This window comes from Mycobacterium sp. RTGN6 (assembly GCF_033804605.1).
In the GTDB taxonomy this organism is placed as follows: Bacteria; Actinomycetota; Actinomycetes; order Mycobacteriales; family Mycobacteriaceae; genus Mycobacterium.
The window spans coordinates 794,629-819,717 of sequence record NZ_JAPZKZ010000001.1 but is presented as its reverse complement, the minus strand read 5'-3'; the positions used below and the strand labels follow the sequence as shown (position 1 = coordinate 819,717).

Below are 25,089 nucleotides of genomic sequence, written 5' to 3'. Positions count from 1 at the left end.
GACGTGACTCGCGACCTATGCGGCCTAATTCGAGCGAGACACGGGGGATACATGATCGACACGGTGCCGCGATTGGATTTCGCTGACAGTTCAATCTCGTTGATGAGGACAGATGCCAGCAAAACCGTTCCACCTCGGATGGTTCCAGACGTTCCAGGCCAACGAGTGGACGACTCCGTACACGCTGTCGGAGGGGGTTCCGTTCACAGGGGACTTCTACGTCGAGCTGGCCCAGGCGCTCGAGCGGGCCTGCTTCGACTTCCTGATCCTGGAAGACACCGTCGGGATCCCGCGCGGTCTGGAAGGCACCACGGCTCGCGCCCTGGAGAACGGAGACTCCTGTCCGAAACAGGATCCGGTGCCGCTGGCCGCGAAGATCGGCGCGCTGACCCGGCAACTCGGCATCGTCGCGACGATGTCCACGACGTTCTACCACCCGTATGCGTTGGCGCGCCTGGCGTCCACTATGGACTCGCTCACGAGTGGGCGCTTCGGCTGGAACGTGGTCACCAGCGCCAAGGACGAAGCGGCCCAGAACTACGGCCTCGATGCGATGCCGGAGCACGATTTGCGCTATGAGATCGCCGACGAGTTCGTGGAGCTCGTGAACGCACTGTGCGACAGCTGGGAACCGGGAGCGATCGTGCGCGATCGCGAGAAGGGGATCTACATCGATCCCAGCAAGGTCCATGACGTCGACTTCGTCGGCAAGCACTTCAAGTCGCGGGGTCCCCTGACGTGCGTCCGCTCACCGCAGGGGCGCCCCGTCTACCTGCAAGCCGGGGGGTCCCCCGCGGGGCGGGCCTTCGCCGCCAACCACGCTGATGCGATCATCGCCTGGGCGACTGGAGTCGAGGGGATGAAGGAGTACCGAGCGGACATCCGCAAGCAGGCCGCCGCCGCTGGGCGCGATCCTGATGACGTGAAGGTGATGTTCCTGTTCTCCCCGATCCTCGGCGAGACCGAGGCGGAGGCACGAGCCAAGATCAAGCCGATGAGCGAGGAGGAGATCCCGGCACGTCTCAAGGCGTTGAGCTCGAACTTCTACGCGGACTTCACCAAGATGGATCTTGACGAGCCGGTCCCTTACTTCGTCACGCGCGGCGAACAGGGATCACTCGCTGGGTTTGCCCAGTGGGGAACCGGCAAGACGCTGCGCCAGTGCATGCAGGCCCAATCGGGAGGCGGCGCCACCTCCTTCGAGGCCGTCGGTACGCCGGACCAGGTCGCCGACATCATGGCGGCGGCGATGGAAGAGGTCGGCGGCGACGGCTTCCTGATCCCAGGGGATGGCGGCTCGCTGACGCGTCACAGGATCATCGAGATCTGCGACGGGCTGGTGCCGGCGCTGCAGGCGAGGGGTCTGACCCGGACGAGCTACTCACACGCCCTGTTGCGGGACAACCTGCGGGCGTTCTGAGCCGGATTGGCGGGCACCACCGTAAGCCGCTGACTGTGCTACTTCATCGTCGCCAGGTTGTGCCAAAGGTTGCGCAGGCTGTCGGTGCCGCCGAACAGCGTGGTGAAGTGCGTGGAGTCAATGAGCACGATGTCACCCGCGCGCTGACCGCTGGGAGGCATCCAGATCAGCGCGTTGAACTCGGTGTTGCCTTCCGCGGTGAACGGATGCGGCCTGTTCGGGTCGACGCGCTGGCGTCCGAGCACTCGTAGCGTGTCGCTTTCGGGAGCGGTGAGTTCGTAGTGCGGCAAGTGCGGGTGGAAGTTGAAGGTGGTGACGTCGTCGAGCAGTCGCGGTGCGTCGAGGTCGCGGAAGCCGGTCAGAGGTGCGATCTCCTTGGTGCCTTCGACGACGGCGGGTCGCAGCCCCCAGATGTTCTTCACGGGTACGTCGAGCGCCTTCATCAGTGAGCGGGTGTATTGACTGAAGCGTTGTTGGCGAGGGACGAGTCGGTCGCCGTGGTGTTCGTACTCGACCTGTCGTTGGCTGTAGTCGTCGGTGAATCCGACGTCGTGATGCGGCGCCAGCAGCAGGCAGGTGCCCTCCCGCTTGAGCCATTCGGTGATTGCCGCGATCTCCTCGGGTGCGGCTTCCTGCTGGGCCAGGAGGTGATCGAGTCCGAACACCATCAGCGTGTCGGTATCGGCCAGGATCCGTTCGTCGATCGGGAGTTTGTAGCCGGCCTGGTCGATGCGCTGGAAAATCGCTACCGGGTGCCCGGTGGCCTCCTCGGCCAACTCCTGGAAGGCCAATGAGGACCGGTGGAAGAGCTCCAACGTGCCGGCGATGCCCTGCAGAAAACTCGCGACGTCGTACTCCGGCGTCTCGTAGGAGGGCCACAGGACGTTGCGCACCTCGGTCATCGTCGAGAAGCGGTTCTCCATCGAGGCCGGATCCCGTTGTGCTTCCCAGGGATAACTCCACGTCCAATAGATGCTGATGCGCCGGCCTCCGCTGTGCGGCCGGGCGATGTGGTTCTGGTTGTAGGTGCGAGCGCGCATGGTGTTCCCTAGTTGCCGAGCGTGGCGAGATGGCGCAGTGCGTTGAGCCCTGGCAGGAAGAAGTACGCTCCGCCCTGCAGCGTCGTGAATGCCGGTATTCCCTTGTGCACTTTGCGGATGGGGCGTTTGGGGACGGTGAAATCCAGTGTGCCGTCCTGAGTTCCGCAGATTGGGTCGTGCTCGTTGCCGAGTTCGTGGAAGGTCTTGTCGTTGATCCACACGTTCTGGGCGAACTCGAACTGCCGGATCAGGTCGGCGCAGATGATGAACGCTGCGATACCGCGGTCCACGCCGTCGTCGGGTGCGTCGTCCGGCAGCGCGGGTCCGTAGGTCGCACCGCGCCGAATCATCCGTCGGCGGTTCATGTTGTGCGCGGTGTCGCGCGGATTGAGCCTGCGTGCATGCGATCCCAGCGGGCACGCGTAGCCGAACGGGTCCATCTCCTTGTAGTTGTAGTCGTTGTTGCGCATCGGATCTGCGCCCAATTCGGGATCGTCCTTGTCCGGTGCGAGTACGAGAGGCGCGCCGCTACGCCATCTGCCCATGAACTTCGCGGCGAGCAGTTCCTGGCCGTCCGGCGTATCGGCATTCTCGCGCAGGTAGTCGCGGAACGCCCCGACGTGTTCCTGCAGCCGGCGATACGCCATGAAGCTGCCATTGCGCGACAACACCTCGGGCTCAGGCAGATTGGCCACCGGTCCCTCTTCGTCGGGATACCCGAGGATGAACTCGCCGGGTTCCAGCGCCGCACCCGAGCCGGGGGTTGGCTCCTCGCCGGATCCCTTCATCACCGGCTGGGACAACCGATCGCGGAATCCGAAGTGGTCGTGGGCGTAATTGAACGGCGGCGACGCATTGAGGTCGAGGTAGGACACCGATCGCACGCCTTCGGTGCGCGCGAGCAGCTTGTCGTGTTCCTCGATGGAACGCTTGCACTGCTCGTCCGTGCGTGAGAACAGGATCGCGATGGCGTGTACGTCGTCGTCTGCTAGGCCACCGACCCAATGTTCGGGAGCGTTGGTGCCGGTGTCGCCGAGGATGTCCGCACGTGCCGCCATGCCCTCGCGGAACTCGTCTGGAAAGGTCGCAAGGGATTCCTCGGGCACGCCCAGCGCGCGAAGGCCATTCCCCGTGAACGCCAACGTGATCCAGCGATCCGAGCTGTCCATCGTGGCCTGCGCATCCGTCGCCGACTGGACCTTGTCGAGCAACTCGGTCAGCCACGCGCGGCCACCTGCGGGCGTGTCGAACGACAGGAACTCGTAGCGTCCCGTGATCGCGGGAGTGCGGGTCAGCAGGATGTGCTGGATGTCGTCGAACTCGAGCATCTACTGCATCTGGTCGAGCATGGTCGAGAAGGCATCCTTGAGCCGCAGCGCCTTCTTGACCTCATCCGCCGTCACGTACGGGTACTCGCCGTACTCCAGGAAACTGGGGTAGTGATGCTCGCGGACGAACGTCACGAATGAGTCGGGGTTCTCCTTCCAATCATCCGGGAAGCCCTCGAGATTGGTGAACACGGTGTTGATGCCGCTCTGGCCGAACAGCTGTACCGCGTCCTCGGTGTACTTGTCGAAATCGGTGTCAAAGATGCCCTGGTACTGAAAGGTCAAGCCATCGCCGATGTCGAACAGCAGCCAGCGGAGGTAGTGCAGTCGTAGGGGGGCGAGGAACTCCGGCGAGTCGGTGATCGCTGCTTGGATGGTCTTGCCGTGTTCTCGGATCGCGTCCTCGCGACCCTCCTTGACCTTCGCGATGATCGAGAACCCGTAGCAGGCCGGTGTCCGTGGAAAAACTGGACCGTACCGTCCGCGTTCGAGCTCGAAGTAGCCCTCTTTCGGGATCGCCATCGCCGCGGGTTTGGTCCAGTCGCGGTCATCGTTCGTAGCCATATCGCGCCCCCAATTTCCGACTGGCGTGAGCGGACAATAGCACCGACGAGTTGGCGTCATTGCGTATTTGACGGCGGGGATGGAGATATTCGCCGGACGCCCTGAAGCCGCTGGTTAGGGTAGGTAAACCACATGTAGATCCACTAATGCTTAGTGCCAACAAGGCTCGGGATTCCGTCGCTCGAACTTAGCCGCTGAGCGAATCTTTTCCGTCGGTCATGAAATTGTGAATCTCCTATGCACGCGGGGGTGGCGACCTACGCTGCGCACATACAGGTTCCGGTGTGTGGTCGAGGCGTCGACCACGGCGGAGCCAACTTTGAGGAGGGGGCAGCCGTGCGATCAAGACAGCGCTACCTGATATTGGGGCTAGCCGCGGCACTAATGCCCGTCGGCGTGACCGTCGCATCGCCTGCGTCGGCGGATTGCTCCGGCGCAGGTTATGCAACGGTGTGTGCGCAGGGGGAGGTCCGCGGCGGCGGCCCGACACCCCCTTCGGCCGGGCCGTACTACCCCTCCTACTGCGCCGACCCCTGGTATTGCGACGACGGCTGGGACGTCGACGTGATCCTGCCTGGACGACCGGGCCGACCCGGCGGCGGGGGCGGGGGCGGCGGAGGCGGCGGAATCGGACCCCGATGAGCACTTCCTCAACCATCCACTCGAATCAAGGAGCCTCAAATGTTGTTGCGTAGCCTCATCGGCGCCGGCGTGATCGCTGGTGCGACGCTCATCGGTTCGGCAGCTACGGCTGCCGCCGATCCGCCGAACTGCACGGCCGCCGACCTCGCCGGCGTCATGTCCGGGGTGAACGCCGGGATGTCGTCGTATCTGTTCACCCATCCCGACGTGAACAACTTCTTCACCAGCCTCAAGGGTATGTCCAAGGATCAGATGCGCACGGACATCGCCGCGTACGCCGACGCCAACCCTCAGGTGCGGGACGAGATAATGGCAGTTAGGCAGCCCGCAGCCGACTTCCGGGATCGCTGCAATGCGCCCGTTCCCGACGGGCCGATGGGCTAGCGGTCGAAACGCCGCGCCTTACGCCGAGTGCCCGTTGAGGCGGTTGTAGAGGTCCGCGACTCGGGCGGCGATGTCGTCGCGCACCAGGCGCATGCGCTCGATGCCGTCGATGCCGCGTTCGGAGGGCTCGTCGGTGTCCCAGTTTTCGAAGCGGGTGCCAGGGACGGGGTCGACGTGGGCTTCTCTACCCAGTGTGACGACGACGTCGACGTCGCGCACGAGTTGCGGGTCGATGAGTTTGGGCTTCTCACTGCTGATGTCGACACCCGCGTCCGCGAGGACCTGCGCCGACAAGTCGTTCAGAGCGTCGCCGGGCTTGGTGCCGGCCGAATGGACCTGCATGGTATCGCCGGCGAGCTTGCGCATCAGCCCTGCGGCCATTTGTGATTTTCCGGCGTTCTTGACGCAGACGAACAGCACGGAGCGCTGCTGATTCATTGCGGCTCTTGTCAGTTGGCGGCGGCGACGTTGAGGTCGGCCAGGAGCCGGCGGACTCGTTCTTCGATGTCGTCGCGGATCGGGCGAACGGCGTCGACGGATTGGCCGGCCGGGTCGGGGAGTTCCCAGTTCTCGTAGCGCTTGCCGGGAAAGATGGGGCAGGCGTCGCCGCAGCCCATGGTGACCACGACGTCGGCGGCTTGCACGATTTCGTCGGTCCAGGGTTTGGGGTACTCGCCGGTGATGTCGATGCCGACCTCGGCCATGGCCTCGATGGCTGAGGGGTTGACTTCGTTTCCGGGTTCCGAACCTCCGGACCAGGCCACCCCGTTGTCTCCGGCGAGGTGGGTGAAGAATCCGAGCGCCATCTGCGAGCGGCCGGCATTGTGGGTGCACAGGAACAGCACGGTGGGTTTGCCGTCGGTGATCTTGCCCTCGACGCGGGCCAGGGCGTAAAGGCGTTGGCGGGCGAAGCGTTCGGCCAGCAGGGGCAGGAAGTTGGGCACGGTTGCGCGGCCTGCGAATTGGTCGTAGGACGAGTGCAGGAAGCGTTCGATGGTCTCGACTCCGAAGCTGCCGTCGAATTCCCTTTCCAGTCGCGTCGAGGCGGTCCGCAGTGCCAACTGTTGGTCGATGGACAGGTCGCCTCGCAGATGGTGGGTGACTGGGCTGTCGGTCATTTCGCGCTCCTGTGGTCGACGTCGACGTGATGGGCCGGATGCGGGTGGGGGACTACGACGTCGTCGGCGTTGGCGGCGGCATCGGGGTAGAGCGCGACGATCAAGGCCAAACCGATGAGCGCGCCGACGATTTGGGCCCCGATGAAGCCGGGCGCCGAGCCGGGTGCGATGCCGGCGAAGGTGTCGGAGAACATGCGTCCCACCGTGACGGCGGGATTGGCGAACGACGTCGAGCTGGTGAACCAGTAGGCCGCACCGATGTAGGCGCCGACCGCGGCCGCCGACAGCGCTGCCCGGCCGGTCCGGGCCAGCGTGAAGATCAGCGCGATGAGCCCGGCGGTGGCGACGAGCTCCCCGACGAGGTGACCGGTCGTGATGCGGTCCTTGACGGAAAACTCGAACACCTGCCGGTCGAACATCACGTTGGCCAACCAGGCACCGGCGACGGCGCCGATCACCTGCACGACGGAGTAGGCAGCTGCGTCTCCGGCCCCGATCCCGGTGCCCGACCGTCGTCCCAGCAGCCAGTCCGCAGCCGTGACGACGGGGTTGAAGTGGGCACCGGAAACCGGGCCGAACATCAGAATCAGCACCGCCAGGCCGAACACGGTGGCGGTCGAGTTCTCCAGCAGCTGGAGGCCGACGTCGTCGGGTGACAGTTGAGCGGCGGCGATTCCCGAGCCCACCACGACCGTGACCAACAGGGCGGTGCCGGTGAATTCGGCCAGCAGTCGGCGCGGCAACGACACCGCGTCCATCTAGCGGCTCCCGATCAGGTTGTCGGTGCCGAGCAGCGCGGAGAGTTGTTGTAGCGCTTCGGGAATCACGCGGTAGTAGACCCAGGAACCGCGTCGCTCGCAGTCGAGCAGACCGGCGTTGCGCAGCACCTTGAGGTGATGCGACACCGTTGGCTGGCCCACCGTGATTCCGGCCGAGATGTCACACACGCACGCCTCGCCACCGCCGTGGCTGGCCACCACGCTGAGCAACCGCAACCGCACCGGATCCGACAAGGCCTTGAGCATGCCGGCCAGCTCGGTCGCCGCTTCCGCCGACAGAGGTTCGCGGACGAGTGGGGCGACCTCGCAGCACGCGTCGTTCACGCTCGACTCTAGTGACTTCGACACCCATCGATATTGACAGTCATCGAATCAGTGCACAAGCCAACAGCAGATGAACTGGCGCGCCGGTGCGACCGGTCAGCAGCAGGAAGCGCCGGCAGCGGACTTTTGATCGTCGGCGGCTTGCCCGCCGCAGCACGTTGTAGCGGTGGTGTCGGTGTCGAGGTGTTGCGGGCTGGAGCCAAACGTCTCGGAATCGGCCAGCACGGTGTAGACCTCCCACTTTTCACCTGCCGGTCCGGTCACCCAGACCTTGTCCTGAGTGGCGAAGCAACAGGTGGTGCCGAGCTCCTCGTCGGTGAACAGCCCTTCGCTGGTGAGCCGGGCGATCTCGGCATGCACTTGCTCGCTGGATCCCACCTCGACGCCGAGGTGATTGATGGTGCCGCCCTTGCCGGGGTTCTGCAGCAGTACGAGCTTCAGCGGCGGCTCGGCGACGGCGAAGTTGGCGTAGCCCTCCTTGACCTTGGCCGGCTCGGTGTTGAACAGTTTGGAGTAGAACGTGATCGCCTCGTCGAGATCGTCGACGTTGAGGGCGAGTTGGACACGGGACATGTTGACCTCCGGGTAGACCTGTTAGACATATATCGAACTGACGCGTCAACGCCCAGAATGCCACCTTTTTGATATATGTCAATATCTCTGGCAAGATGGGTTCCGTGCCTAAGACACTCCCCGTGATCGACATGACGGCGCCGGTCTGCTGCGCACCGGTCGCCGCCGGACCGATGACGAACGACGCTGCCCTCGAGGTCGCGTTGCGACTCAAGGCGCTGGCCGATCCTGCCCGCGTCAAGATCATGTCGTTCCTCTTCGGGTCGAGTGCCAGCGAGGAGAACAGCGGTGACCTCGCGGCCGCGCTGGGCCTGACCGAATCGACCGTCAGCCACCACCTCGCCCAGTTGCGCAAGGCCGGCCTCGTCGAATCCGAACGACGCGGCATGAACGTCTACCACCGAGCACACCGTGACGCCCTCGCGGCGCTTTGTGCCGTGCTCGACCCAAACTGTTGCCGCTGAGCGACTTTCAGCAGACAGCACAGGCGATCCGACAGCCGAATTCGCCCCGGAGACTCCCCTATGCACAACCTGTCGACACGCCCGAGTGATAACGGTTGGCGTTAATAACGTACTGCGTTATCATTGACGAGTGATCCGCTCGTTCCGGGGTAAGGACACCGAGGCGATCTGGCATCGCCGCTACGTCAAGAAACTCAGTCCGGAGCTCAGCAGACTCGCATACAACAAGCTTGGTCTCATCAACGCAGCCGAGAGCATCAACGACCTTCGGGTACCGCCGGGCAACCGACTGGAGAAGCTGGCCGGTGACCGCGTCGGCCAGTACAGCGTTCGCGTCAATGACCAGTGGCGCATCTGCTTCACCTGGAGTGCTGGCGGCGCCGGGAACGTCGAGTTAGTCGACTATCACTAGAAGGGAGAACCCGATGGCAGACTTCGCGCCCACCCACCCTGGCGAGATTCTCTTGAGTGAGTTTCTCGAGCCGATGGGGATCTCGCAGTACCGGATCGCCAAGGCGATCGATGTGCCGCCGCGGCGGATCAACGAGATCGTGCACGGCAAGCGAGGAATCAGTGCGGACACCGCCCTGCGGCTGTCGCGCGCGCTGGGCCTAAGCGACATGTTCTTCATCAACATGCAGGCCCACTACGACGCCGAAATCGCCCGCGAACACCTCGCGACGCGGCTGGCCACCATCGAACGAATTGCCTAACGACTAAGCGCGTCGTCGACTGCCCACCGACTTCACGAAGCCGGTGTTCTTGAGCGTTCGGCCAGGGTGCGCAATGACGGAAGGCACGTAGTCCTACTCATCCCAATCCGGCTGCGCAGGGGCATGCTGAACCCATGCCGCTGAAGAAGCCATCGACCGTCGCACCCGATAGCGCCGACGACGCCGCATCCGGCCGCGACCGCGCCGTCGACGTCGCCCGACTCGCCGCACTCGTGGTCGTCATGTTCGGACACTGCGCGCTGCTGCTCGCCACCATCGACACCAGCGGCTTGCACATCGGCAACCTGCTCGGCGAGATTCCTGCGATCCGGCCACTCACGTGGGTGGTTCAGGTGATGCCGCTGTTCTTCCTCGCGGGTGGCGCGGCGGGTGCCTACGGCTACCGGGCAGGCACGCCGTGGGGCACCTGGCTGTTCACCCGTTCGCAGCGGCTGTGCCGACCCGTGTTCTGGTACCTCGGGGCATGGGTGGTCGCGCTCCTGGCGGCACGCATGATCCTCGGCGCGGAGTCGGCCCGCGGACTCGGCCAAGAGGGCGTCGCCCTGCTGTGGTTCCTCGGGGTGTACCTCGTCGTACTGGCCTTCGTACCCGCCCTGGCCCGGCTGCGCTCGGGCCGCGCTGTCGCGGCGGTGGTCGCGGCGCTGCTGGTGGCCGCGGCAGCGGTCGACGGCGTTCGGATCGCCGTCGGAACGCCCGGATCGGGCGTCGCCAACTTCGTGATCGTCTGGCTGATCCCGGTAACCATCGGCGTCGCCTACGCACGCCGGTTGATCAGCACTCGGACGGCACTCGTCGTGGCCGCCGTCGCGTTCGCCGCCCAGGTGGCGCTCGCCATGACCGAGACGTACGAGGTGGCCCTCGTCGTCACCGGGGTGGAGCGGATGTCCAACGTGTCGCCGCCGACGCTGTTGCTCGCGCTGCACTGCACGTGGATGTCCTGTCTGTTCGTCGCATCGGCGGGCGCGATCCAGCGCTGGGCCGCCCGCCCTCGGGTGTGGCACGTCGTCTCGGTGGGCAACGGGGGAGCGATGACGCTCTACCTGTGGCATATCCCCGCGATTGCGGTGGCGACGTTCACCCTGCACGCCTTCGGACTGGATGCGTACGACATCCACGCGCCCGGGTTCTGGGGGCTACTCGCGCTACGGGAGTTGGTGTTCGCGGTCGTCATGGCGCTGGCGTTCATCGCGCTCTCGCCGCTCGAGCACCGACGGCTGCCATGGTGGGACGCGCCGACGGGGGCCACCGGCATCCGCTCGACCGCCGCGGGTGCGCTGGTGTGCGTGGCGGGCGTCGCGCTGGTGCTGCTGGCCAAGAATGGGCTGACCGGTCTGGACGGGTGGGTAGCGCTCGGATGCTTCCTGGTCGGACTGGCCGCCGCACGGGTGAGCGTCGGGTCGGTGACCCGGCCGCCCGCGGAGACTTCGACACGCCAGGCGCTCGCACGACGCTGAGTCGGAGGCGTTCGGTAGGGTCTTCGCGTGCCGACAAGCCCGACCGTCAAGTCCGTAAATGCCCGTCTCGCTGAGGAACTCGCCGTGGCCGAGCCGCAGGTGGTCGCCGCCGTGCGGCTGCTCGACGATGGCGCCACCGTGCCGTTCATCGCGCGGTACCGCAAGGAGGTCACCGGCAGCCTCGACGACGGGCAGCTTCGCACGCTCGAGGAACGCCTCGGCTACCTACGCGAACTCGACCAGCGCCGGGACGCGGTGCTGAGCTCCATCGACGAGCAGGGCAAGCTCACCGACGCGTTGCGGGCAGCGCTGATGGCCGCCGACACCAAGTCGCGGGTCGAGGACATCTACCTGCCCTACAAGCCGAAACGGCGCACCAAGGCGCAGCTCGCGCGCGAAGCCGGGCTCGACCCACTGGCCGACCGATTGTTGGCCGATCCAACCCTCGACCCGGTGACGGTGGCCGCGGAGTTCCGCTCCGAGAGCGTCGCCGACGCCGACGCGGCGCTCGACGGGGCGCGCCACATCATCATCGAACGTGCGGCCGAGGACGCGGAGCTCGTCGGCGCCGTCCGGCAGCGCTTCTGGACGGACGGCGCGCTGCGCACGTCGCCCGCGTCCGAAGACGTCGCCAAAAGTCCGGCGGCGCAGAAGTTTCGCGACTACTTCGAGTTCTCCGAACCTCTGGAGAAGATGCCGTCGCATCGGATTCTGGCGGTCATGCGCGGTGAGAAGGAACAGGTGCTCTCCGTCAACCTCGACGGCGGCGACGACGACGCCTACCAGGTCATGGTCGCCAAGAGCCTCGGCGTCAACCTCACCTCGACGGCAGCCGCGACGCCATGGCTGGCGACCACCGTACGGTTGGCGTGGCGGGTCAGGCTGATGATCTCGGCCACGGTCGACGCGCGGCTGCGGCTGCGGCAACGCGCCGAGCAGGACGCCGTCGCGGTGTTCGCGCGCAACCTCAAGGACCTACTGCTGGCGGCACCTGCGGGAACGCGCACCACGCTCGGTCTGGATCCGGGCTTCCGCACCGGAGTCAAGGTCGCGGTCGTCGACGGCACCGGCAAGGTGGTCGACACCGCGGTGATCCTTCCGCATCAGCCTCAGAAGCAATGGGATGCGGCCAAGGCCACCCTCGGCGCGCTCGTCGCCCGCCACGGCGTCGAGTTGATCGCCGTTGGCAACGGAACCGCGTCCCGCGAAACCGACGCTCTGGCAGCCGAACTCATCGCCGACATCCGCGCCGCCGGTGCCGTCGCTCCGGCGAAGGCCATGGTGAGCGAGGCTGGCGCGTCGGTGTACTCGGCCTCGGCCTACGCGGCCCACGAATTGCCAACGCTCGACGTGACGTTGCGCGGAGCGGTGTCGATTGCGCGACGGCTGCAGGACCCGTTGGCCGAGCTGGTGAAGATCGAACCGAAGTCGATCGGTGTCGGGCAGTATCAGCACGACGTCTCGCCCGGCACGCTTGCCCGTAGCCTCGACGCCGTGGTCGAGGACGCGGTGAACGCCGTCGGCGTCGACCTGAACACGGCATCGGTCCCGCTGCTGTCCCGCGTCTCCGGGGTCACGGAGTCGTTGGCCGAGTCGATCGTCGCGCACCGCGAGGCGACGGGTCCGTTCCCCAACCGCAAGGCACTGCTGAAGGTTCCTCGGTTGGGCCCCAAGGCATTCGAGCAATGCGCAGGCTTCCTGAGGATCACCGGCGGCAACGATCCCCTCGACGCGTCGGGTGTGCACCCCGAGGCGTACCCGGTGGTCCGGCGCATCCTGGACCGGTCGAGCGTCACCCTCGCCGAACTGATCGGCGACGAACGCACCTTGCGGTCGCTCCGACCTGCCGACTTCGCCGACGACCGCTTCGGCATCCCGACCGTGACCGACATCCTCGGCGAACTGGAGAAGCCGGGACGCGATCCCCGGCCGGCCTTCTCGACCGCCACGTTCGCCGCCGGGGTCGAGAAGGTGGCCGACCTCAAGCCGGGCATGGTCCTGGAAGGCGTCGTGACCAACGTGGCGGCCTTCGGCGCGTTCGTCGACGTGGGCGTGCATCAGGACGGCCTCGTGCACGTCTCGGCGTTGGCGGATCGCTTCGTCTCCGACCCGCACGAGGTCGTGCGGTCCGGGCAGGTGGTGCGCGTGAAGGTGCTCGAGGTGGACGTCGATCGCCAGCGGATCGGGCTGACCATGCGGCTCAAGGACACGCCCCAGCGCGACCAGGGCAAGCGCCCCGACCGCGCAGGAAGCCCCCGCCCGCGGGGTGGCAACCAGCCGCCGACCGAGCCACGAAACCCCAACCGGGGCAAGGACACTAGTAGTCGCGAGCCGAGCCAGGCCGGGGGAGCGATGGCACAGGCGTTGCGCGACGCGGGCTTCGGACGCTGAACTCGACCACGCTTGACTCACGGGCCCTTACGATGATGATCCTTGTCGCGGACGTCGATTCCGAATGAACTGAGGGGCCATGGCTGCCGAACCGTTGGACGCATCCACCCGACTTGCCGTGGAACGCACCCGGCTCGCCAACGAGCGCACGTTGATGGCGTGGATCCGCACGTGCACGTCGCTGATCGCGTTCGGTTTCACGATCTTCAAGTTCTTCCAGTACCTGGACACGAAGGAAGAGGCCCACCGCGCGGTCGTCAGCCCGTGGGTGGTGGGGGTGCTGATGATCCTGGTGGGGCTGACCGGCCTAGTGCTGGCCTCTATTCAGCACCGTCAGGCGATGAAGGCGTTGAAGGCCGAAGCCGGACCGTTGCCGTACTCGATATCGGCCATCATGGCCAGCTTCATCGCAGTGGTGGGCGTCGTCGCACTCGTCGTGGTGGCGTGGAGGCTGTAGTGGTTCGCGGCGCACCCATGAAGACCTAGGCTGCCTGCCATGTCCATCGATCGCGCCGCGCTCGCGGCGGGCACCATCCGGCTCGCCTCTGGCGTCTCGTTCCTCGTCGATCCCGTGCGCGCGAACCGGCTGTGGGGCGACCCCGACGAGCCGGACACGACCGCGCGCCTACTGCTGCGCTCGATGGGCTATCGCGACGCCCTCATCGGCGGGCTGCTTGCCGCGGCGGCACTACGCGGCCGGAACACCCGAGGCTGGTTCCTCGCATCCGGTGGGGCGGACGCCGCCGACCTGCTCGGCGGGATGAGCGTCCACCACGACATGAAGCCCTCGCAGCGGCTGATCGGGCTCGGTGGCGCCGTCGTCGGCATCGGCGTCGGACTGTGGGGTGCGACGCGACGCCGGCCCAAGGCCGACGACGGCTCAGCGACCTAAGACGCGTCGCACCCGATCCGGCTAGATGACGGCGGGCGGCGGTGCCAGCTCGGGTGCCGGCACCAGGTCCGGTGCGGGGGCGGGAATGCCCTCGGGTCCGGGGGGAGGCGCCATCGCGGGATCCGGCGTCACGAATCCGACGTCCACGACGTCCGCCGGTGGCGGCGGGGGCGCGAAGGGGTCGAACGGCGGCGGGGGCGGGGGCGCGAACGGATCGAACGCGGGCGGCGGAGGTGCATCCTCAGGAGCGGGCAGGCCTTCCACCGCCTCCACCGGGAGGTACATGTGACGGGTGAACTGACGCTGGAAGGCGCCGCCGCCGCCGATCTTGACGCCGCCACCCTCACCGCTCGACACAGGGGTGCCGTCCGGCAGCGTGACGGCCGTGTGGTGGCCGTTCCAGCCGATCACCAGCGCACCGGGCGCGGTGCCGTACTTGAAGCCGCGCGCCAGCAGGGCGGCTTCCTCGGTTCCGGTGTGAAACCGGTCGCCGTAGACGGGCCTACCTGTGGCCGCGTTGGCCACCCATGAAGCAAGACCCGAGCAGTCGGTGCCGCGGGGCGAATCGCCGCCCGAGACGTACGGCGTGCCCGAGACCTGATTGACGAGTGTCATCAATGTTGCGGTCGCAATACCAATCATGCGGCCGGACACTACCGACGCAATTTGCCGACCGCCAAAATTTGTGGCACCCATCACCTTCCGCGAAATCAGCGGATCAGGTAACAAATCTTGTTGGGCGCGTTGCATTCTCGCGTTCGTATAGGCGCAGAGACTACGCGTGATGTCGCGCTGGCGTCAACCCGGTTAAGCGGTTCGCTTATCTCATGAAAACGCCTGTTCAGGAATGCTTTTGAGCGCACCATCCGCGGCCACCCGAGACGACGTGACGCGGGGGTGAATCCGCGTCGGTGTCGTTGCTCGTTTTGCCAAGTTGCGACAAGAAAGCTGACACCGGTGAATCGATCAAGTACGGCACGGGGCCCGTGTGACCCCGACCACATCCCGCCACGCGACGAAGGGTCGCCTAACGCCGAGGCACTCCCATTGCGACCGAAGCCATTCCGACGATCCACGCGGCTCGGATGGGCCGACGATCGCGTGGATCAGGTGGCGATACCTGTTGGCCGACTGACGGTTTGGTGTGCCCATGCGGGACTCATGTTGGGGCCCTGAGGATTTCGGCGTCAACCCGCCATTGACAAACGCGCGCAACGGAACCGGCCGTCCCGTTCGAGATTACTAGGCGGACTACCCTCGGTCGGAAGCGTTCCCGAGCAGCGGATCGCAGTTTGCGAATGCGCGGCGGGGTCGATCTTGAACCTGTTACGCTGGCTCAGCGCACACGATTTCGGCGTAGCACGCCGGTTGTACTGGGGATATGGTTTGTCGAGAAACTGTCCGGCAAACACATTAGGGGTACCGATGGAAGCCGTGACAACGCCGCCGGATGCCGATTCCTCCGGTGATGCCGCCGAGCGCGAGATGATCCTGGCTGCGGCGGAGCGCATCTTCGACGAACTCGGCGTCATCGGGTCCACCCTCGACCACATCGCCAGCGACGCCGGCCTGAGCCGCAACGCCGTGCTGAAGCACTTCGCCAACAAGCGCGAGCTGGTGATCGTCTACGTCGAGCGGTGGGCCGACCAACGTCGCGCGGAGGCCGAGCGGCTACGCGACGAACATCCGAATGACCCGCGTGCGGTCCTGCTCGGGAGTGCGGCGCTGTTGGACGTGCCGAACGGCACCGTTCCGGGGCGATCGTGGGTGCACTTCGCCGCCGAAATGGTCCGCACTCATCCGGTGCGCGGCCTGGTGGTTGAGCTTCGCCGTTGGTATGTCGCGTTTCTCGCAGAAGAGCTGCGCAAGTTGGGGCATCAGAATCCCGAGGCGGCCGCGGCAGCGCTGCTGATGTTCCACACGGGAGCGATGACGGCCGGCGCACTCGAAGGCGTGACCGTGGACACGGCACGCGAAGCGCGACGGCTCTACGCCATGCTGGTCGACAACATCGCGTGACTCAGCGGTGCACGCCCATGCCACCGTCGACGTGGATGGTCTGACCCGTCAGAAACGACGCGTCGTCGCCGACGAGGAATGCGACCACTGCGCCGACGTCCTCGCGAATGCGGCCGACCCGGTGCAGCGGCACTGACCGGAGCGCGCGCTCGAAGTCCTTCGGGGCGATGTCAGCCCAGAACTGCACGCCCGGCGAGTCCGCGAATGGGCACACGACGTTGACGCGGACGTTGTCGCGGCCCCATTCCAGTGCCGCCGCCTTCGACATGCCGCGTATCGCCTCCTTGGCGCCCGCGTAGGCGGCAAAGCTTGCCTGGCCGCCGGTGCCGGACGCCGATCCGAGGTTGACGATCACTCCGCCTCCCGCCGCCGCCATCGTCGGGTGCACGGCTTGCATGAGGAAGAACGTCGCGCGCGGACCGACGTCGAAGACAAGGTCGTAGTCATCCGCGTCGATGTCGACCAGCGGTTTGGGCTCGTTGGTGGCGATCGCGTTGTTGACCAGTGCATCGACCTTGCCGAACGCGCTCAGCGCCGCTTCGACGACGTGGCCGGGGCTCGCCGGGTCGCGCAGGTCGGCGAGCAACGGCTCCGCCGAAAATCCTGCTGCTGCAAACTCATTCGACGTCTCCGTAAGCACGTCGGCGTTGCGATCAACGATCAGCACCGCCGCACCGCGCTCCAGCAGTGCGCCGGCGATGCCCTTGCCGACGCCCTGCGCGGCACCCGTCACGATGACGGCGCGCCCGGCCAGCGCATGGGGATGTGGGCTGCTGTGTGTTGAGTGTGTTTTGGTGTGCGTTAAGTGTGTTCTGGTCGGAGGTGTGGATCCGGCGGGTTGGGCGGAACCGGTTGGAGTGAGCCGACATACCGCTTGTCGCTGATTTTCGGGAAGGGACATTGCCGGTGCTAGCGGAGTGTGTGGGCCGGAGGATTCTGGTGCGGAGCACCAGCGCAGCGGATTGGGCTGGGGGTGTGGTTAGTGTGCGCGGGTGTCTCGCCGTGATCGGCGTGCGGATCTGGACCGGCAGGTCGCGCGGCTGACGGGGTGGGCCACTGAGAATGGCTCGGATGGTCTGCGAGGTGGGATCCGGCGTGAGCGGGAGGCGACCCCAAGTTGCGGCGGGTGTTGTCAGACCCGAATGCGACAGTGACAGTTGTGGAGCATCGGGATCGGTTGGCGCGTTTCGGGGCGGAGCGGCTGGCGGCGGCGTTGGCGGGGCAGGGCTGGCGGATCCTGGTGGCCGATCGCGGGGAGAGCACAGATGATCTGGTGTGCGATGTGATCGAGGTGCTGGCCAGTGCGTGTGCGCGCTACGGCCGCCGGGGGGCGGGTAACCGGGTGATGCGGGCGTTGCGGGCCTCCAGGAGCGATTCGGGTGATGTCGCGTGATTGTCGGGATGCGTACGCGGGGGCAGGCCGAGCGGGTGGCCGCTTTGACTGGTGGTGTGCAGTTGGTGGGGAAACCGAAACGTGATGGCACGGCGTCGTTGTCGCGGTATGTGGATGTGGGCGCGGATGTCGAGGTGCACCGGGCGGCGGTGGAGTCGGTGTCGGTGTTGTTCGAGTTGTTCGACGGGGACGCTGCCGGCTACGCCGCGACCGGTTCGCCGGGAGAGAAGCTGCCGTCGGGTTGGGTGGTGACCGCGGCGAAGTTCGAAGTCGAGTGGCCCGCCGACCCGGACCGCGCCGCGCAGGTGCGGTCGCATTTCGGGGCTCGCCGCAAAGCGTTCAACTGGGGTCTGGCCCAGGTGAAAGCCGACCTGGACGCCAAAACCGTTGACCCGGCCCATCAGTGCGTGGGCTGGGAGCTGGGTTCGCTGCGCAAGGCGTGGAATCGGGCGAAGTACGAGGTAGCGCCGTGGTGGGCCACCAACTCCAAGGAGGCCTACTCGTCCGGCTTGGCCGATCTCGCCCAAGCTCTCAGTAACTGGAGCGCGAGTAAGAACGGCACCCGCAACGGCCGCCGGGTGGGCTTTCCGCGGTTCAAGTCCGCCCGCCGCGACCCGGGCCGGGTCCGGTTCACCACCGGGGCGATGCGACTGGAGGCGGACCGGCGCACCATCACCGTGCCGGTGATCGGCGGGTTGCGCACCAAGGAGAACACCCGCCGGGTGCAACGCCACCTCGCCAGCGGCCGCGCCCACATCCTGAACGTGACCCTGTCGCAGCGGTGGGGGCGGTTGTTCGTGGCCGTCGGCTACGCGCTGCGCACCCCCAGCACGGCACGCAGCGTCGCCCGACCGACGGTGGTCGCCGGCGTCGACTTGGGCATGCGCACGCTGGCCACGGTGGCCACCCTCGACACCGCCACCGGTGCCGAAACATTGACTGAGTATCCGAATCCGGCCCCGCTCAAGGCGACGCTGACCGCGCGCCGGCGGGCCGGGCGTGAACTTTCCCGCCGCATACCCGGCTCCCGCGGGTGGATGTCAGCGAAAGCCAAGCTGACCCGCCTGGATCGCCGGTGTGTGCACCTGAGGCGGGAAGCCGCCCACCAACTCAGCACCGAGTTGGCGGGCAGCTACGGCCACGTCGTGATCGAAGACCTCGACGTGGCCGCGATGAAACAGGGCATGGGCCGGCGGGCGTTTCGCCGGGCCGTCTCCGATGCCGCCATGGGCGCGATCAAACCCATGCTGGTGTACAAGACCGCCCGCCACGGCGGGCGGTTGACGGTGGCCGACCGCTGGTTCGCGTCCAGCCAAATCCACCACGGCTGCACTCAACCCGACGGCACACCGTGTCGGCTCGTCAGCAAGCACAAACTGGACAAGCAGCTGGTCTGTCCGCAGACCGGACACGTCGTCGATCGCGACCGAAACGCTGCGTTGAATCTCCGTGACTGGCCGGATCCTGCCAGTCGTGGTCCAGTCGGGACCACGGCCCCATCGGTACCCGGGCCAACCACCACCGTGGTTGGTACAGGCCATGGCGGCGACGCCGCAGCATGCGGCGCCGCCGGAGCATCTGTAAGACCCCACCCCGGTGGGGCCAGACGCGGAGAGGCCAAAACCCAAACCCCGCAAGGGGACGCCGCATGAACGTGTCACCAAACACACTCAACGGCAACGGATGGGAATACCCGTCGCTCATGGCCGCGCCCCGTCGAGGCCACGATGCATTTCGGCAGGCGTGCGCGCCGCACCTGGGAACTCGACGAACTCGACGGTGGCACCGTCGGGATCCGAGACGAAGAACATCCGGACGCCGTCCACGTCGAACGGCTTCGTCGCGGGCTCGACGGCTTTGGAGACTGCCTGGTACGCGGCATCCACATTTGGAACGGACAACGAAATCACCTGTACGCCAACCGTTCCGACTGATGCCGACGTCTCGTCGCCGCGTCCCGAAGCCAGTCTCAGCAACTCGACGCTGACCCCACCCAGCAGCCCTCCGACGGCACGACCGTCGAACGGCTGCCCCGACAGGGTCTTGTCGAAGACCACGTCCATGCCGAGTACGTCGCGGTAGAACGCAACAGAGCGGTCCATGTCCGTCACGGCGATCACCACGTGTGAGAACCGGACGTCCAGGTCCGTTCCCGGAACGCTTCGCTGCTGTCCATCCGTCATCGAAGACAAGCTACCGGGCGAGCCGCCGACTACGGCTACATTCGAGGGGTGGCATCGGACAACGGGTGGTGGATCGGCCGGGCCGAACGCACTCTGAGCGAACAGATCCCGGCGCCAACCGACGCCGTTCGGGCGTTCTACGTCGACCTCCGGAACATCATCCGCGTCCACCCGCTCGTTGTCTCCGTGACACCCACCGACCGGACCGAGTCGGGCGACGGCTATACGCAGACCTACCGGGTCCGCGACCGAATCCCGCTCGGGCCCTTGACGATGGGCATCGGCTACACCGCGCGAGTGACGGTTCCCGGCAACGGCGACGTGCACACTGAGGCGCGACAGTTTCCCCGCGTCCGGCTGAGCGGGACCGTGTCGTTCGACCCGTCGGGCGACGGCACCCGGCTCACCGAACGGCTCCTCATCAGCGCGCCGCGTCCGCTGGCCGGCTTCACCGTCGGCGAGGCCGTCGAGGCGCACCGGGCAATGCTCGTCGGCATCCGGGAGCACTTCGAAGGTGCGTGACGGCGCGCCGATCAGGGCAGCGGCCTGATGCCGGCGGCGTGGCGCAGCTGCGCCAGGAAGTCGTCGGCATCGTCGCCGGGCACGACGTAGTGCGCGACGGCGACGCGGACGGTGGCCGCTGCGCTGATCGCCCCCTTGGGGCCCGGCAGCAGCCGATGTAGACGCTCCCGCATGATCGGAATGACGCGCGACATCTGTCCGATGACGTGACCTGGCTCGAGGTCCACCATCCGCACTCCGGGGTATGACTGTTGGTACTCGACGATGAATCGCAAAGCGGCGTCGAGCTTTTCCTCGCCGGTGAGCCCGGCGATGGCGTCGCCCATGCCGCGCTCGTACATGTGGCGTTCCCATACTCCGAACGTGTCCAACAGTTCCGCCTTCGATGCGAACCACCGGTACAGCGTGGGCCGGGACACTCCCGCCTGCTGGGCCACCTCGGACAGGCTGACCTTGGTCATGCCGTTGCGGCTGAGCACCTCGGCGGTGGCGGTCAGGATGCGCTCCCGCGTCGAGGACTCGGCGACGGTGGGGTCGGTTGGATCGGTCGTGGTTCGCGCCACCCGAGTAGCTTTACAAATTCTTGCCGAAGTGTCACGCTATTTCGGTGTTGAAGTCCATCTTCTCGCACGTAGCCGGGGTGAGGCGATGACCGTCGCCGACGCACCGACAGCCCGCGAGTACAGCCGGTTCGACGTCTCCACCCGCAAGTTCTGGGCAAAGGACTTCGTCGCACGCGACGAGACCTTCGCGCAGCTGCGCGCCACCGAGGGCCTGACCTGGCACGAGCCGTTGCCGTCGATGTTCGACTCCGACGAACCCGGGTTCTGGGCGGTGACCCGGCGCGCCGACATCGCCCACGTCAGCACGCATCCCGAGCCCTTCAGCAGCGCGCAGGGCGTGGCGCTGGACCCGATGCCGGTGGAGGTTCAACGCATCGCGACGTTCTTCCTGGCGATGGATCCACCCCAGCACACCGTCTACCGGCGATTGATCAGCACGGCGTTCACGCCGAAGAACGTCAAGCGCATCGAGGATCAGATCCACGCCAACGCCGTGGCCGTCGTCGACGACCTGGTGGGTGTGGGCGAGGTCGACTTCGTGGCGGCCTGCTCGACGCGGCTGCCGATGATGACGATCTCGGACATGCTCGGAGTTGCGCCGTCGGACCGCGAGGCAGTCGCGCATGCCGCGGAGAAGCTGTTCAGCGGCAGCGACGACGAGTACGCGACGCTCGAGGAACGTGCCACGCACACCATCAACGAGATGATCTTCCTCAACAACTGCGGGATCGAGCTGGCCAAGCACCGACGCGCCCACCCCGCCGACGATCTCATGACGGCCATGGTGAACGCGGAAGTCGAGGGCCACCGACTGACCGACGAGGAGATGGGCGCCTTCATGGTGTTGTTGGCGTCCGCAGGCAACGACACCACCAAGCAGGCCACCACGCACGCGATGATGGCGCTGGCCGCGCATCCCGAACAGCGCGAGTGGCTGATGGCCGACTTCGACAACCGCATCGGCACTGCCGTCGAGGAGTTCGTCCGCTACGCGACGCCCGTCATGCAGTTCGCCCGGTTCGTGACGGCGGACACCGAGCTCGCGGGTCAGCACCTCAAGGCGGGCGACAAGGTCGGGCTGTTCTATTGCTCGGCCAACAGGGACGAGGCGGTGTTCGACGACCCGCACGGGTTCGACCTGTCGCGGTCGCCCAATCCGCACATGGGCTTCGGCGGCGGAGGGCCGCACTTCTGTCTCGGCAGCCAGGTCGCGAAGGTCGAGTTGCGGAACCTGTTCCGCGAGTTGCTTACTCGGCTGCGCCGCGTCGAGTTCGGCGAACCCGACTACCTATTGAGCAACTTCGTGCACGGAGTCAAGCGCGTTCCGGCGTTCGTCGAGTAGTAGGGATCGGGACATGGACGTAGAAGTCGACCTCAACAGGTGCACCGGACACGGCATCTGCGAGTCGATCGCCGAGGACGTGTTCGAGGTACAGGACGACGGCAGCGTCCACATCGACCACGAACACGCGGCCGAACTGGATCGCAGCAAGCTCAACCAGGCCGTCACGCAGTGCCCGGCCGCGGCGCTGCGGCTGCTCGACTAGGTCATTGAGATAGCAGTCCCAGCGACGTCTACTCGACTTGGATTCAGGCGGTCGCTGCAACGAATGTGGACGGGTCTGAGAGTAGTCGGTCGAGTTCTTCGGCGGGGGTGCGCCATTTGTGGCGTTTGCGGGGTCGGGCGTTGAGTTCGGCGGCGACTTGGTCGAGCCAGCCGGGGCCGTAGAACGATAGGTCGGTGCCCTTCGGGAAGTACTGGCGCAGCAATCCGTTGGTGTTCTCGTTGGTGCCACGCTGCCAGGGGCTGTGCGGGTCGCAGAAGTAGATCGGCAACCCGGTGGCCTCGGTGATCTTGGTGTGCAGCGCCATCTCTTTGCCTTGGTCCCAGGTCAGCGAGCGGCGCAGGATCTCGGGGATGTCGGGGATCTTGACCGACATGGCGTCGGCGAGGGTGGCCGCGGTGCGGTCCTCGGGCAGGTGCAACAGGACCACGAACCCGGTGGTGCGCTCCACCAGGGTGCCGATCGCCGAGCCCGAGGCGGTGCTGCCCAGGATCAGGTCGCCTTCCCAATGGCCGGGGATCGCGCGGTCGGCGGCCTCCTTGGGCCGATCGGCGATGTTGATCATGTCCTTGAGTGTGCCTTGGCCATTTCCCTTGCGGCCCTGCGCTTTCCGCTGAGTACGTCCGGTGCGCAGCGCGGTCTTGACCAGCCGGGCCAACTCCCCGCGCGGTTGAACGTAGAGGGCTTGGTAGATCGTCTCGTGTGACACCCACATCTCCGGATCGTCGGGGAAGTCCTGCCGCAGCCGCGCCGCGATCTGCTCGGGACTGTGCCGCTGCTCCAACCGTTGCACAACCTCGGCCAGCAGGGCAGGCCCAGACTGCAGCCTGCGTTGCTTGGGGCGCTTGCGGTTGGCGTCGGCCTTGTCTTGGCCGACCCTGGCCCGATACCCCGAGCCGGTCAGCCCCTTGACGATCTCGCGCCGAATCGTGTCGCGGTGGCGGCCGAGCAGTTCAGCGGCCCGCACCGCGGTGGCGCCGCCCTCGAGTAGTTCCTCGAGCCGACAGCGTTCGGTGAACGACAGCGGCGCACGCGGGCGCCGCACCGGATCGGTCTCGATGTCGTCGACGGGTTGGGTTCTGGGCACGTAGCCAGCCTGTTTCACCCAGATCCGGCCGGTCTGTTCCGACACGCCGGCGATCACAGCGCCCTGGGTCGGGGATGCACCTGACGTCACCGCCGCCCAGAACGCCTCCCGGGCCGCCGCCGGATACCGGATACCTCGATGCTCGAGATTGGCCGCGACCCCGGCGGCCCTGGCCCACGTCGAACCCGTCTGGTGCGAGACCCCAGCCACCGCGGCCGCCGCCGACTGCGACAACCCCGACCTCAACGCCTCAAGGAACTCTTCACGCGCCGACTCCGGCACCTGGTTGCAGCCATGCTTGCGAAACCCCATCGAACAACACCCCTAAACAAATCAGGTGTTGCAGCGATCACTTGAGTCTGAGCGAACTTTGGCGCGCTGAGCGCTACCTGAACGAGAGCAGCACCGCGCTGGGGCCGCGCACCGCGTAGTTCTTGCCGTAGTCGACGGGCTGCGCCACGTGCCAGTCGGGCAGCACCGCGACGAGCTCCTCGAGGAAGATCTGCGCCTCCAGCTTGGCCAGGTTCATGCCGAGGCAGCTGTGCATTCCGAACGCAAACCCGAGGTGCGGCAACTTCTTTCGGAACACGTCGAACACCTCCGCCCGATCCCACCGGGCGGGGTCGCGATTGGCCGCCCCGAGTAGCAGCGTGAGCCGCTGGTCGGCGGGGATTGTCGCGTCGCCGATCGTCGCGTCGTCGCCGATGGCGTCGCGGAACACCGAATGCGTGATCGCCTCGAAGCGGTGCACCTCCTCGACGGCCGCGGGGATCAGGGTGGGATCGGCGTGGATCGCGCGGCGCTGATCGGGATGCGCGGCGAGGGTGACGAGGATCTGCGCCAACAGCTTCGCCGTCGTCTCGTTGCCCGCGAACACCAATTGCGTGTTGCTCGCGACGATCTCCTGCTCGGTCATGTGGGCGCAGGCGTAGTCGGCACGGACCATCGTCGTGATGAGATCGGCACCGTCGTGCGCCGGGCAGCGCCGCACGGCGAGCTGCTCGCGGAGATAGTCGTTGAGCGCCGCGGTGGCCCGCTTGCCCGCGGCGATCAGTTCCCGTCCGCGTTCCCCTGGGTTGGTGTAACCCTCCGCCGAGGCGCCCATGGCGTCGCTCCACGCCGAGAACTGATCCACCATGTCCGACTCGATGCCGAGCATGTGCGCAATGACCGCGGTGGGAATGCCCCTGGTCAGTTCCGACACCGCCTCGACGTTCTCGCCCCCACGCAGCCGATCCACCACGGGGTCGAGGCGGGCCCGGACGAGCTCGGCGATGACGGGTCGAAGCTTGCCAAGCGTCTTCGGCCGGAAGTCGTCGGACCAGATCGCACGGATGTCGTCGTGGTGTGGGCCGTCGTAGAACTCCATCGTCGGGCCGCCGAACACCGCGGCCTGCTCCACCTGGCCGCGCTCGGAGCCGAATTTGCGTGGCGTGACGAGGATTTGGCGGACGGCTTCGAAGTCGGCGACCATCCAACGATTGACGTGCCCGTTGTAGACCACCCCACCGAGTCGGCGGATCTCGTCGTAGCGGTCCCAGGGTGAGCGCACGAAGTCCGGGTCGGCGGTGTCGAACGTCAACACGGGGACCTCGCGCATGGGCTCCTCCGATACGAAGTGGGCAACTCGCCGCCTACGTTGACAGTCTC

29 protein-coding genes and 1 pseudogene are annotated in these 25,089 nt (G+C 66.5%); 16 read left to right on the top strand and 14 right to left on the bottom strand.

The features are described from left to right. Positions 1 to 112: 112 nt before the first annotated feature. Positions 113 to 1,420 (top strand): NtaA/DmoA family FMN-dependent monooxygenase, encoded by a 1,308-nt coding sequence (locus tag SLQ33_RS04080; protein ID WP_319452478.1) that lies wholly within the window; start codon positions 113 to 115, stop codon positions 1,418 to 1,420. Between the two features lie 38 nt (positions 1,421 to 1,458). Here SLQ33_RS04080 and SLQ33_RS04075 read toward each other — a convergent pair whose 3' ends face one another. Genes SLQ33_RS04075 through SLQ33_RS04065 form a run of 3 tightly spaced genes read right to left on the bottom strand, consistent with a single transcriptional unit; the run spans position 1,459 to position 4,352 of the window. Next, positions 1,459 to 2,460, bottom strand: coding sequence for a hypothetical protein (locus SLQ33_RS04075; protein WP_319452477.1), 1,002 nt, complete (start codon positions 2,458 to 2,460; stop codon positions 1,459 to 1,461). 8 nt (positions 2,461 to 2,468) lie between these two features. After that, the gene (locus SLQ33_RS04070; protein WP_319452476.1) at positions 2,469 to 3,788 is read right to left on the bottom strand and encodes a peroxidase; all 1,320 of its coding nucleotides are present in this window, start codon (positions 3,786 to 3,788) and stop codon (positions 2,469 to 2,471) included. Further along, positions 3,789 to 4,352, bottom strand: coding sequence for a hypothetical protein (locus SLQ33_RS04065; protein ID WP_319452475.1), 564 nt, complete (start codon positions 4,350 to 4,352; stop codon positions 3,789 to 3,791). Between the two features lie 336 nt (positions 4,353 to 4,688). Here SLQ33_RS04065 and SLQ33_RS04060 point away from each other — a divergent pair, with 336 nt between their 5' ends. Together SLQ33_RS04060 and SLQ33_RS04055 are read left to right on the top strand one after the other, a co-directional pair. Continuing rightward, positions 4,689 to 4,994 carry a hypothetical protein gene (locus tag SLQ33_RS04060; RefSeq protein WP_319452474.1) on the top strand — a complete coding sequence of 102 codons (306 nt, stop codon included), beginning with the start codon at positions 4,689 to 4,691 and terminating at the stop codon, positions 4,992 to 4,994. 39 nt (positions 4,995 to 5,033) lie between these two features. Beyond that, on the top strand, positions 5,034 to 5,378 hold the full coding sequence (locus SLQ33_RS04055; RefSeq protein WP_319452473.1) for a heme-binding protein: 345 nt from the start codon (positions 5,034 to 5,036) through the stop codon (positions 5,376 to 5,378). 18 nt (positions 5,379 to 5,396) lie between these two features. Here SLQ33_RS04055 and SLQ33_RS04050 read toward each other — a convergent pair whose 3' ends face one another. From SLQ33_RS04050 to SLQ33_RS04030, 5 genes are all read right to left on the bottom strand, one after another. Continuing rightward, positions 5,397 to 5,816 (bottom strand): low molecular weight phosphatase family protein, encoded by a 420-nt coding sequence (locus tag SLQ33_RS04050; RefSeq protein ID WP_319452472.1) that lies wholly within the window; start codon positions 5,814 to 5,816, stop codon positions 5,397 to 5,399. Positions 5,817 to 5,827: 11 nt separating this feature from the next. Next, a complete protein-coding gene (locus SLQ33_RS04045) occupies positions 5,828 to 6,496 on the bottom strand; it encodes an arsenate reductase ArsC (RefSeq protein ID WP_319452471.1) in 669 nt (222 codons plus the stop codon). After that, on the bottom strand, positions 6,493 to 7,254 hold the full coding sequence (locus tag SLQ33_RS04040; RefSeq protein WP_319452470.1) for an MIP/aquaporin family protein: 762 nt from the start codon (positions 7,252 to 7,254) through the stop codon (positions 6,493 to 6,495). Before SLQ33_RS04040 ends, SLQ33_RS04045 begins: the two co-directional genes overlap by 4 nt. Then, positions 7,255 to 7,623 carry a metalloregulator ArsR/SmtB family transcription factor gene (locus SLQ33_RS04035; protein WP_319452469.1) on the bottom strand — a complete coding sequence of 123 codons (369 nt, stop codon included), beginning with the start codon at positions 7,621 to 7,623 and terminating at the stop codon, positions 7,255 to 7,257. Between the two features lie 72 nt (positions 7,624 to 7,695). Then, complete coding sequence (locus tag SLQ33_RS04030) at positions 7,696 to 8,172, bottom strand: ArsI/CadI family heavy metal resistance metalloenzyme (RefSeq protein ID WP_319452468.1); 477 nt, start codon at positions 8,170 to 8,172, stop codon at positions 7,696 to 7,698. 104 nt (positions 8,173 to 8,276) lie between these two features. On the opposite strand from SLQ33_RS04030, the gene SLQ33_RS04025 reads away from it, so the two are divergent. The 7 genes from SLQ33_RS04025 to SLQ33_RS03995 all read left to right on the top strand — a co-directional run bounded on the left by SLQ33_RS04025 (position 8,277) and on the right by SLQ33_RS03995 (position 14,107). Further along, on the top strand, positions 8,277 to 8,636 hold the full coding sequence (locus tag SLQ33_RS04025; protein WP_319452467.1) for an Rv2640c family ArsR-like transcriptional regulator: 360 nt from the start codon (positions 8,277 to 8,279) through the stop codon (positions 8,634 to 8,636). A gap of 130 nt (positions 8,637 to 8,766) precedes the next feature. Then, a complete protein-coding gene (locus tag SLQ33_RS04020; protein WP_319452466.1) occupies positions 8,767 to 9,048 on the top strand; it encodes a type II toxin-antitoxin system RelE/ParE family toxin in 282 nt (93 codons plus the stop codon). A gap of 13 nt (positions 9,049 to 9,061) precedes the next feature. Next, on the top strand, positions 9,062 to 9,349 hold the full coding sequence (locus tag SLQ33_RS04015; protein WP_319452465.1) for a HigA family addiction module antitoxin: 288 nt from the start codon (positions 9,062 to 9,064) through the stop codon (positions 9,347 to 9,349). A gap of 134 nt (positions 9,350 to 9,483) precedes the next feature. Beyond that, complete coding sequence (locus SLQ33_RS04010) at positions 9,484 to 10,824, top strand: acyltransferase family protein (RefSeq protein WP_319452464.1); 1,341 nt, start codon at positions 9,484 to 9,486, stop codon at positions 10,822 to 10,824. 27 nt (positions 10,825 to 10,851) lie between these two features. Further along, the gene (locus tag SLQ33_RS04005; protein ID WP_319452463.1) at positions 10,852 to 13,215 is read left to right on the top strand and encodes a Tex family protein; all 2,364 of its coding nucleotides are present in this window, start codon (positions 10,852 to 10,854) and stop codon (positions 13,213 to 13,215) included. Between the two features lie 79 nt (positions 13,216 to 13,294). Next, complete coding sequence (locus tag SLQ33_RS04000) at positions 13,295 to 13,672, top strand: DUF202 domain-containing protein (protein ID WP_319452462.1); 378 nt, start codon at positions 13,295 to 13,297, stop codon at positions 13,670 to 13,672. A 39-nt stretch (positions 13,673 to 13,711) separates the two neighbouring features. Further along, on the top strand, positions 13,712 to 14,107 hold the full coding sequence (locus SLQ33_RS03995; RefSeq protein WP_319452461.1) for a DUF4267 domain-containing protein: 396 nt from the start codon (positions 13,712 to 13,714) through the stop codon (positions 14,105 to 14,107). A gap of 21 nt (positions 14,108 to 14,128) precedes the next feature. On the opposite strand, the gene SLQ33_RS03990 is transcribed toward SLQ33_RS03995, so the two are convergent. Continuing rightward, positions 14,129 to 14,806 carry a peptidoglycan endopeptidase gene (locus SLQ33_RS03990; RefSeq protein ID WP_413467579.1) on the bottom strand — a complete coding sequence of 226 codons (678 nt, stop codon included), beginning with the start codon at positions 14,804 to 14,806 and terminating at the stop codon, positions 14,129 to 14,131. Between the two features lie 726 nt (positions 14,807 to 15,532). Between SLQ33_RS03990 and SLQ33_RS03985 the strand changes: the two genes are divergently transcribed. Continuing rightward, the gene (locus tag SLQ33_RS03985; protein ID WP_319452459.1) at positions 15,533 to 16,126 is read left to right on the top strand and encodes a TetR/AcrR family transcriptional regulator; all 594 of its coding nucleotides are present in this window, start codon (positions 15,533 to 15,535) and stop codon (positions 16,124 to 16,126) included. Between the two features lies 1 nt (position 16,127). On the opposite strand, the gene SLQ33_RS03980 is transcribed toward SLQ33_RS03985, so the two are convergent. Further along, on the bottom strand, positions 16,128 to 16,862 hold the full coding sequence (locus SLQ33_RS03980; RefSeq protein WP_319452565.1) for an SDR family NAD(P)-dependent oxidoreductase: 735 nt from the start codon (positions 16,860 to 16,862) through the stop codon (positions 16,128 to 16,130). 88 nt (positions 16,863 to 16,950) lie between these two features. Between SLQ33_RS03980 and SLQ33_RS03975 the strand changes: the two are divergent. Further along, a pseudogene (locus SLQ33_RS03975) lies at positions 16,951 to 17,519 on the top strand (IS607 family transposase). Continuing rightward, the gene (gene tnpB / locus SLQ33_RS03970; protein WP_319452458.1) at positions 17,516 to 19,171 is read left to right on the top strand and encodes an IS607 family element RNA-guided endonuclease TnpB; all 1,656 of its coding nucleotides are present in this window, start codon (positions 17,516 to 17,518) and stop codon (positions 19,169 to 19,171) included. Before SLQ33_RS03975 ends, tnpB begins: the two are co-directional and overlap by 4 nt. Before the next feature lie 48 nt (positions 19,172 to 19,219). Here the strand turns inward: tnpB and SLQ33_RS03965 are convergent, their stop codons facing one another. Next, positions 19,220 to 19,702, bottom strand: coding sequence for a VOC family protein (locus tag SLQ33_RS03965; RefSeq protein WP_319452457.1), 483 nt, complete (start codon positions 19,700 to 19,702; stop codon positions 19,220 to 19,222). A 48-nt stretch (positions 19,703 to 19,750) separates the two neighbouring features. Here SLQ33_RS03965 and SLQ33_RS03960 point away from each other — a divergent pair, with 48 nt between their 5' ends. Next, positions 19,751 to 20,224, top strand: a complete 474-nt coding sequence (locus SLQ33_RS03960; RefSeq protein WP_319452456.1) for an SRPBCC family protein — start codon at positions 19,751 to 19,753, stop codon at positions 20,222 to 20,224. An 11-nt stretch (positions 20,225 to 20,235) separates the two neighbouring features. Here SLQ33_RS03960 and SLQ33_RS03955 read toward each other — a convergent pair whose 3' ends face one another. Further along, positions 20,236 to 20,787, bottom strand: coding sequence for a helix-turn-helix domain-containing protein (locus SLQ33_RS03955; protein ID WP_319452455.1), 552 nt, complete (start codon positions 20,785 to 20,787; stop codon positions 20,236 to 20,238). Positions 20,788 to 20,872: 85 nt separating this feature from the next. Here SLQ33_RS03955 and SLQ33_RS03950 point away from each other — a divergent pair, with 85 nt between their 5' ends. Beyond that, positions 20,873 to 22,129: a cytochrome P450 gene (locus tag SLQ33_RS03950; RefSeq protein WP_319452454.1), complete on the top strand. Its 1,257-nt coding sequence runs from the start codon at positions 20,873 to 20,875 to the stop codon at positions 22,127 to 22,129. A 13-nt stretch (positions 22,130 to 22,142) separates the two neighbouring features. Further along, a complete protein-coding gene (locus tag SLQ33_RS03945) occupies positions 22,143 to 22,334 on the top strand; it encodes a ferredoxin (RefSeq protein WP_319452453.1) in 192 nt (63 codons plus the stop codon). Between the two features lie 43 nt (positions 22,335 to 22,377). On the opposite strand, the gene SLQ33_RS03940 is transcribed toward SLQ33_RS03945, so the two are convergent. Next, positions 22,378 to 23,751, bottom strand: coding sequence for an IS30 family transposase (locus tag SLQ33_RS03940; RefSeq protein ID WP_319452452.1), 1,374 nt, complete (start codon positions 23,749 to 23,751; stop codon positions 22,378 to 22,380). A 73-nt stretch (positions 23,752 to 23,824) separates the two neighbouring features. After that, positions 23,825 to 25,039 (bottom strand): cytochrome P450, encoded by a 1,215-nt coding sequence (locus SLQ33_RS03935; protein WP_319452451.1) that lies wholly within the window; start codon positions 25,037 to 25,039, stop codon positions 23,825 to 23,827. Positions 25,040 to 25,089 lie beyond the last annotated feature (50 nt).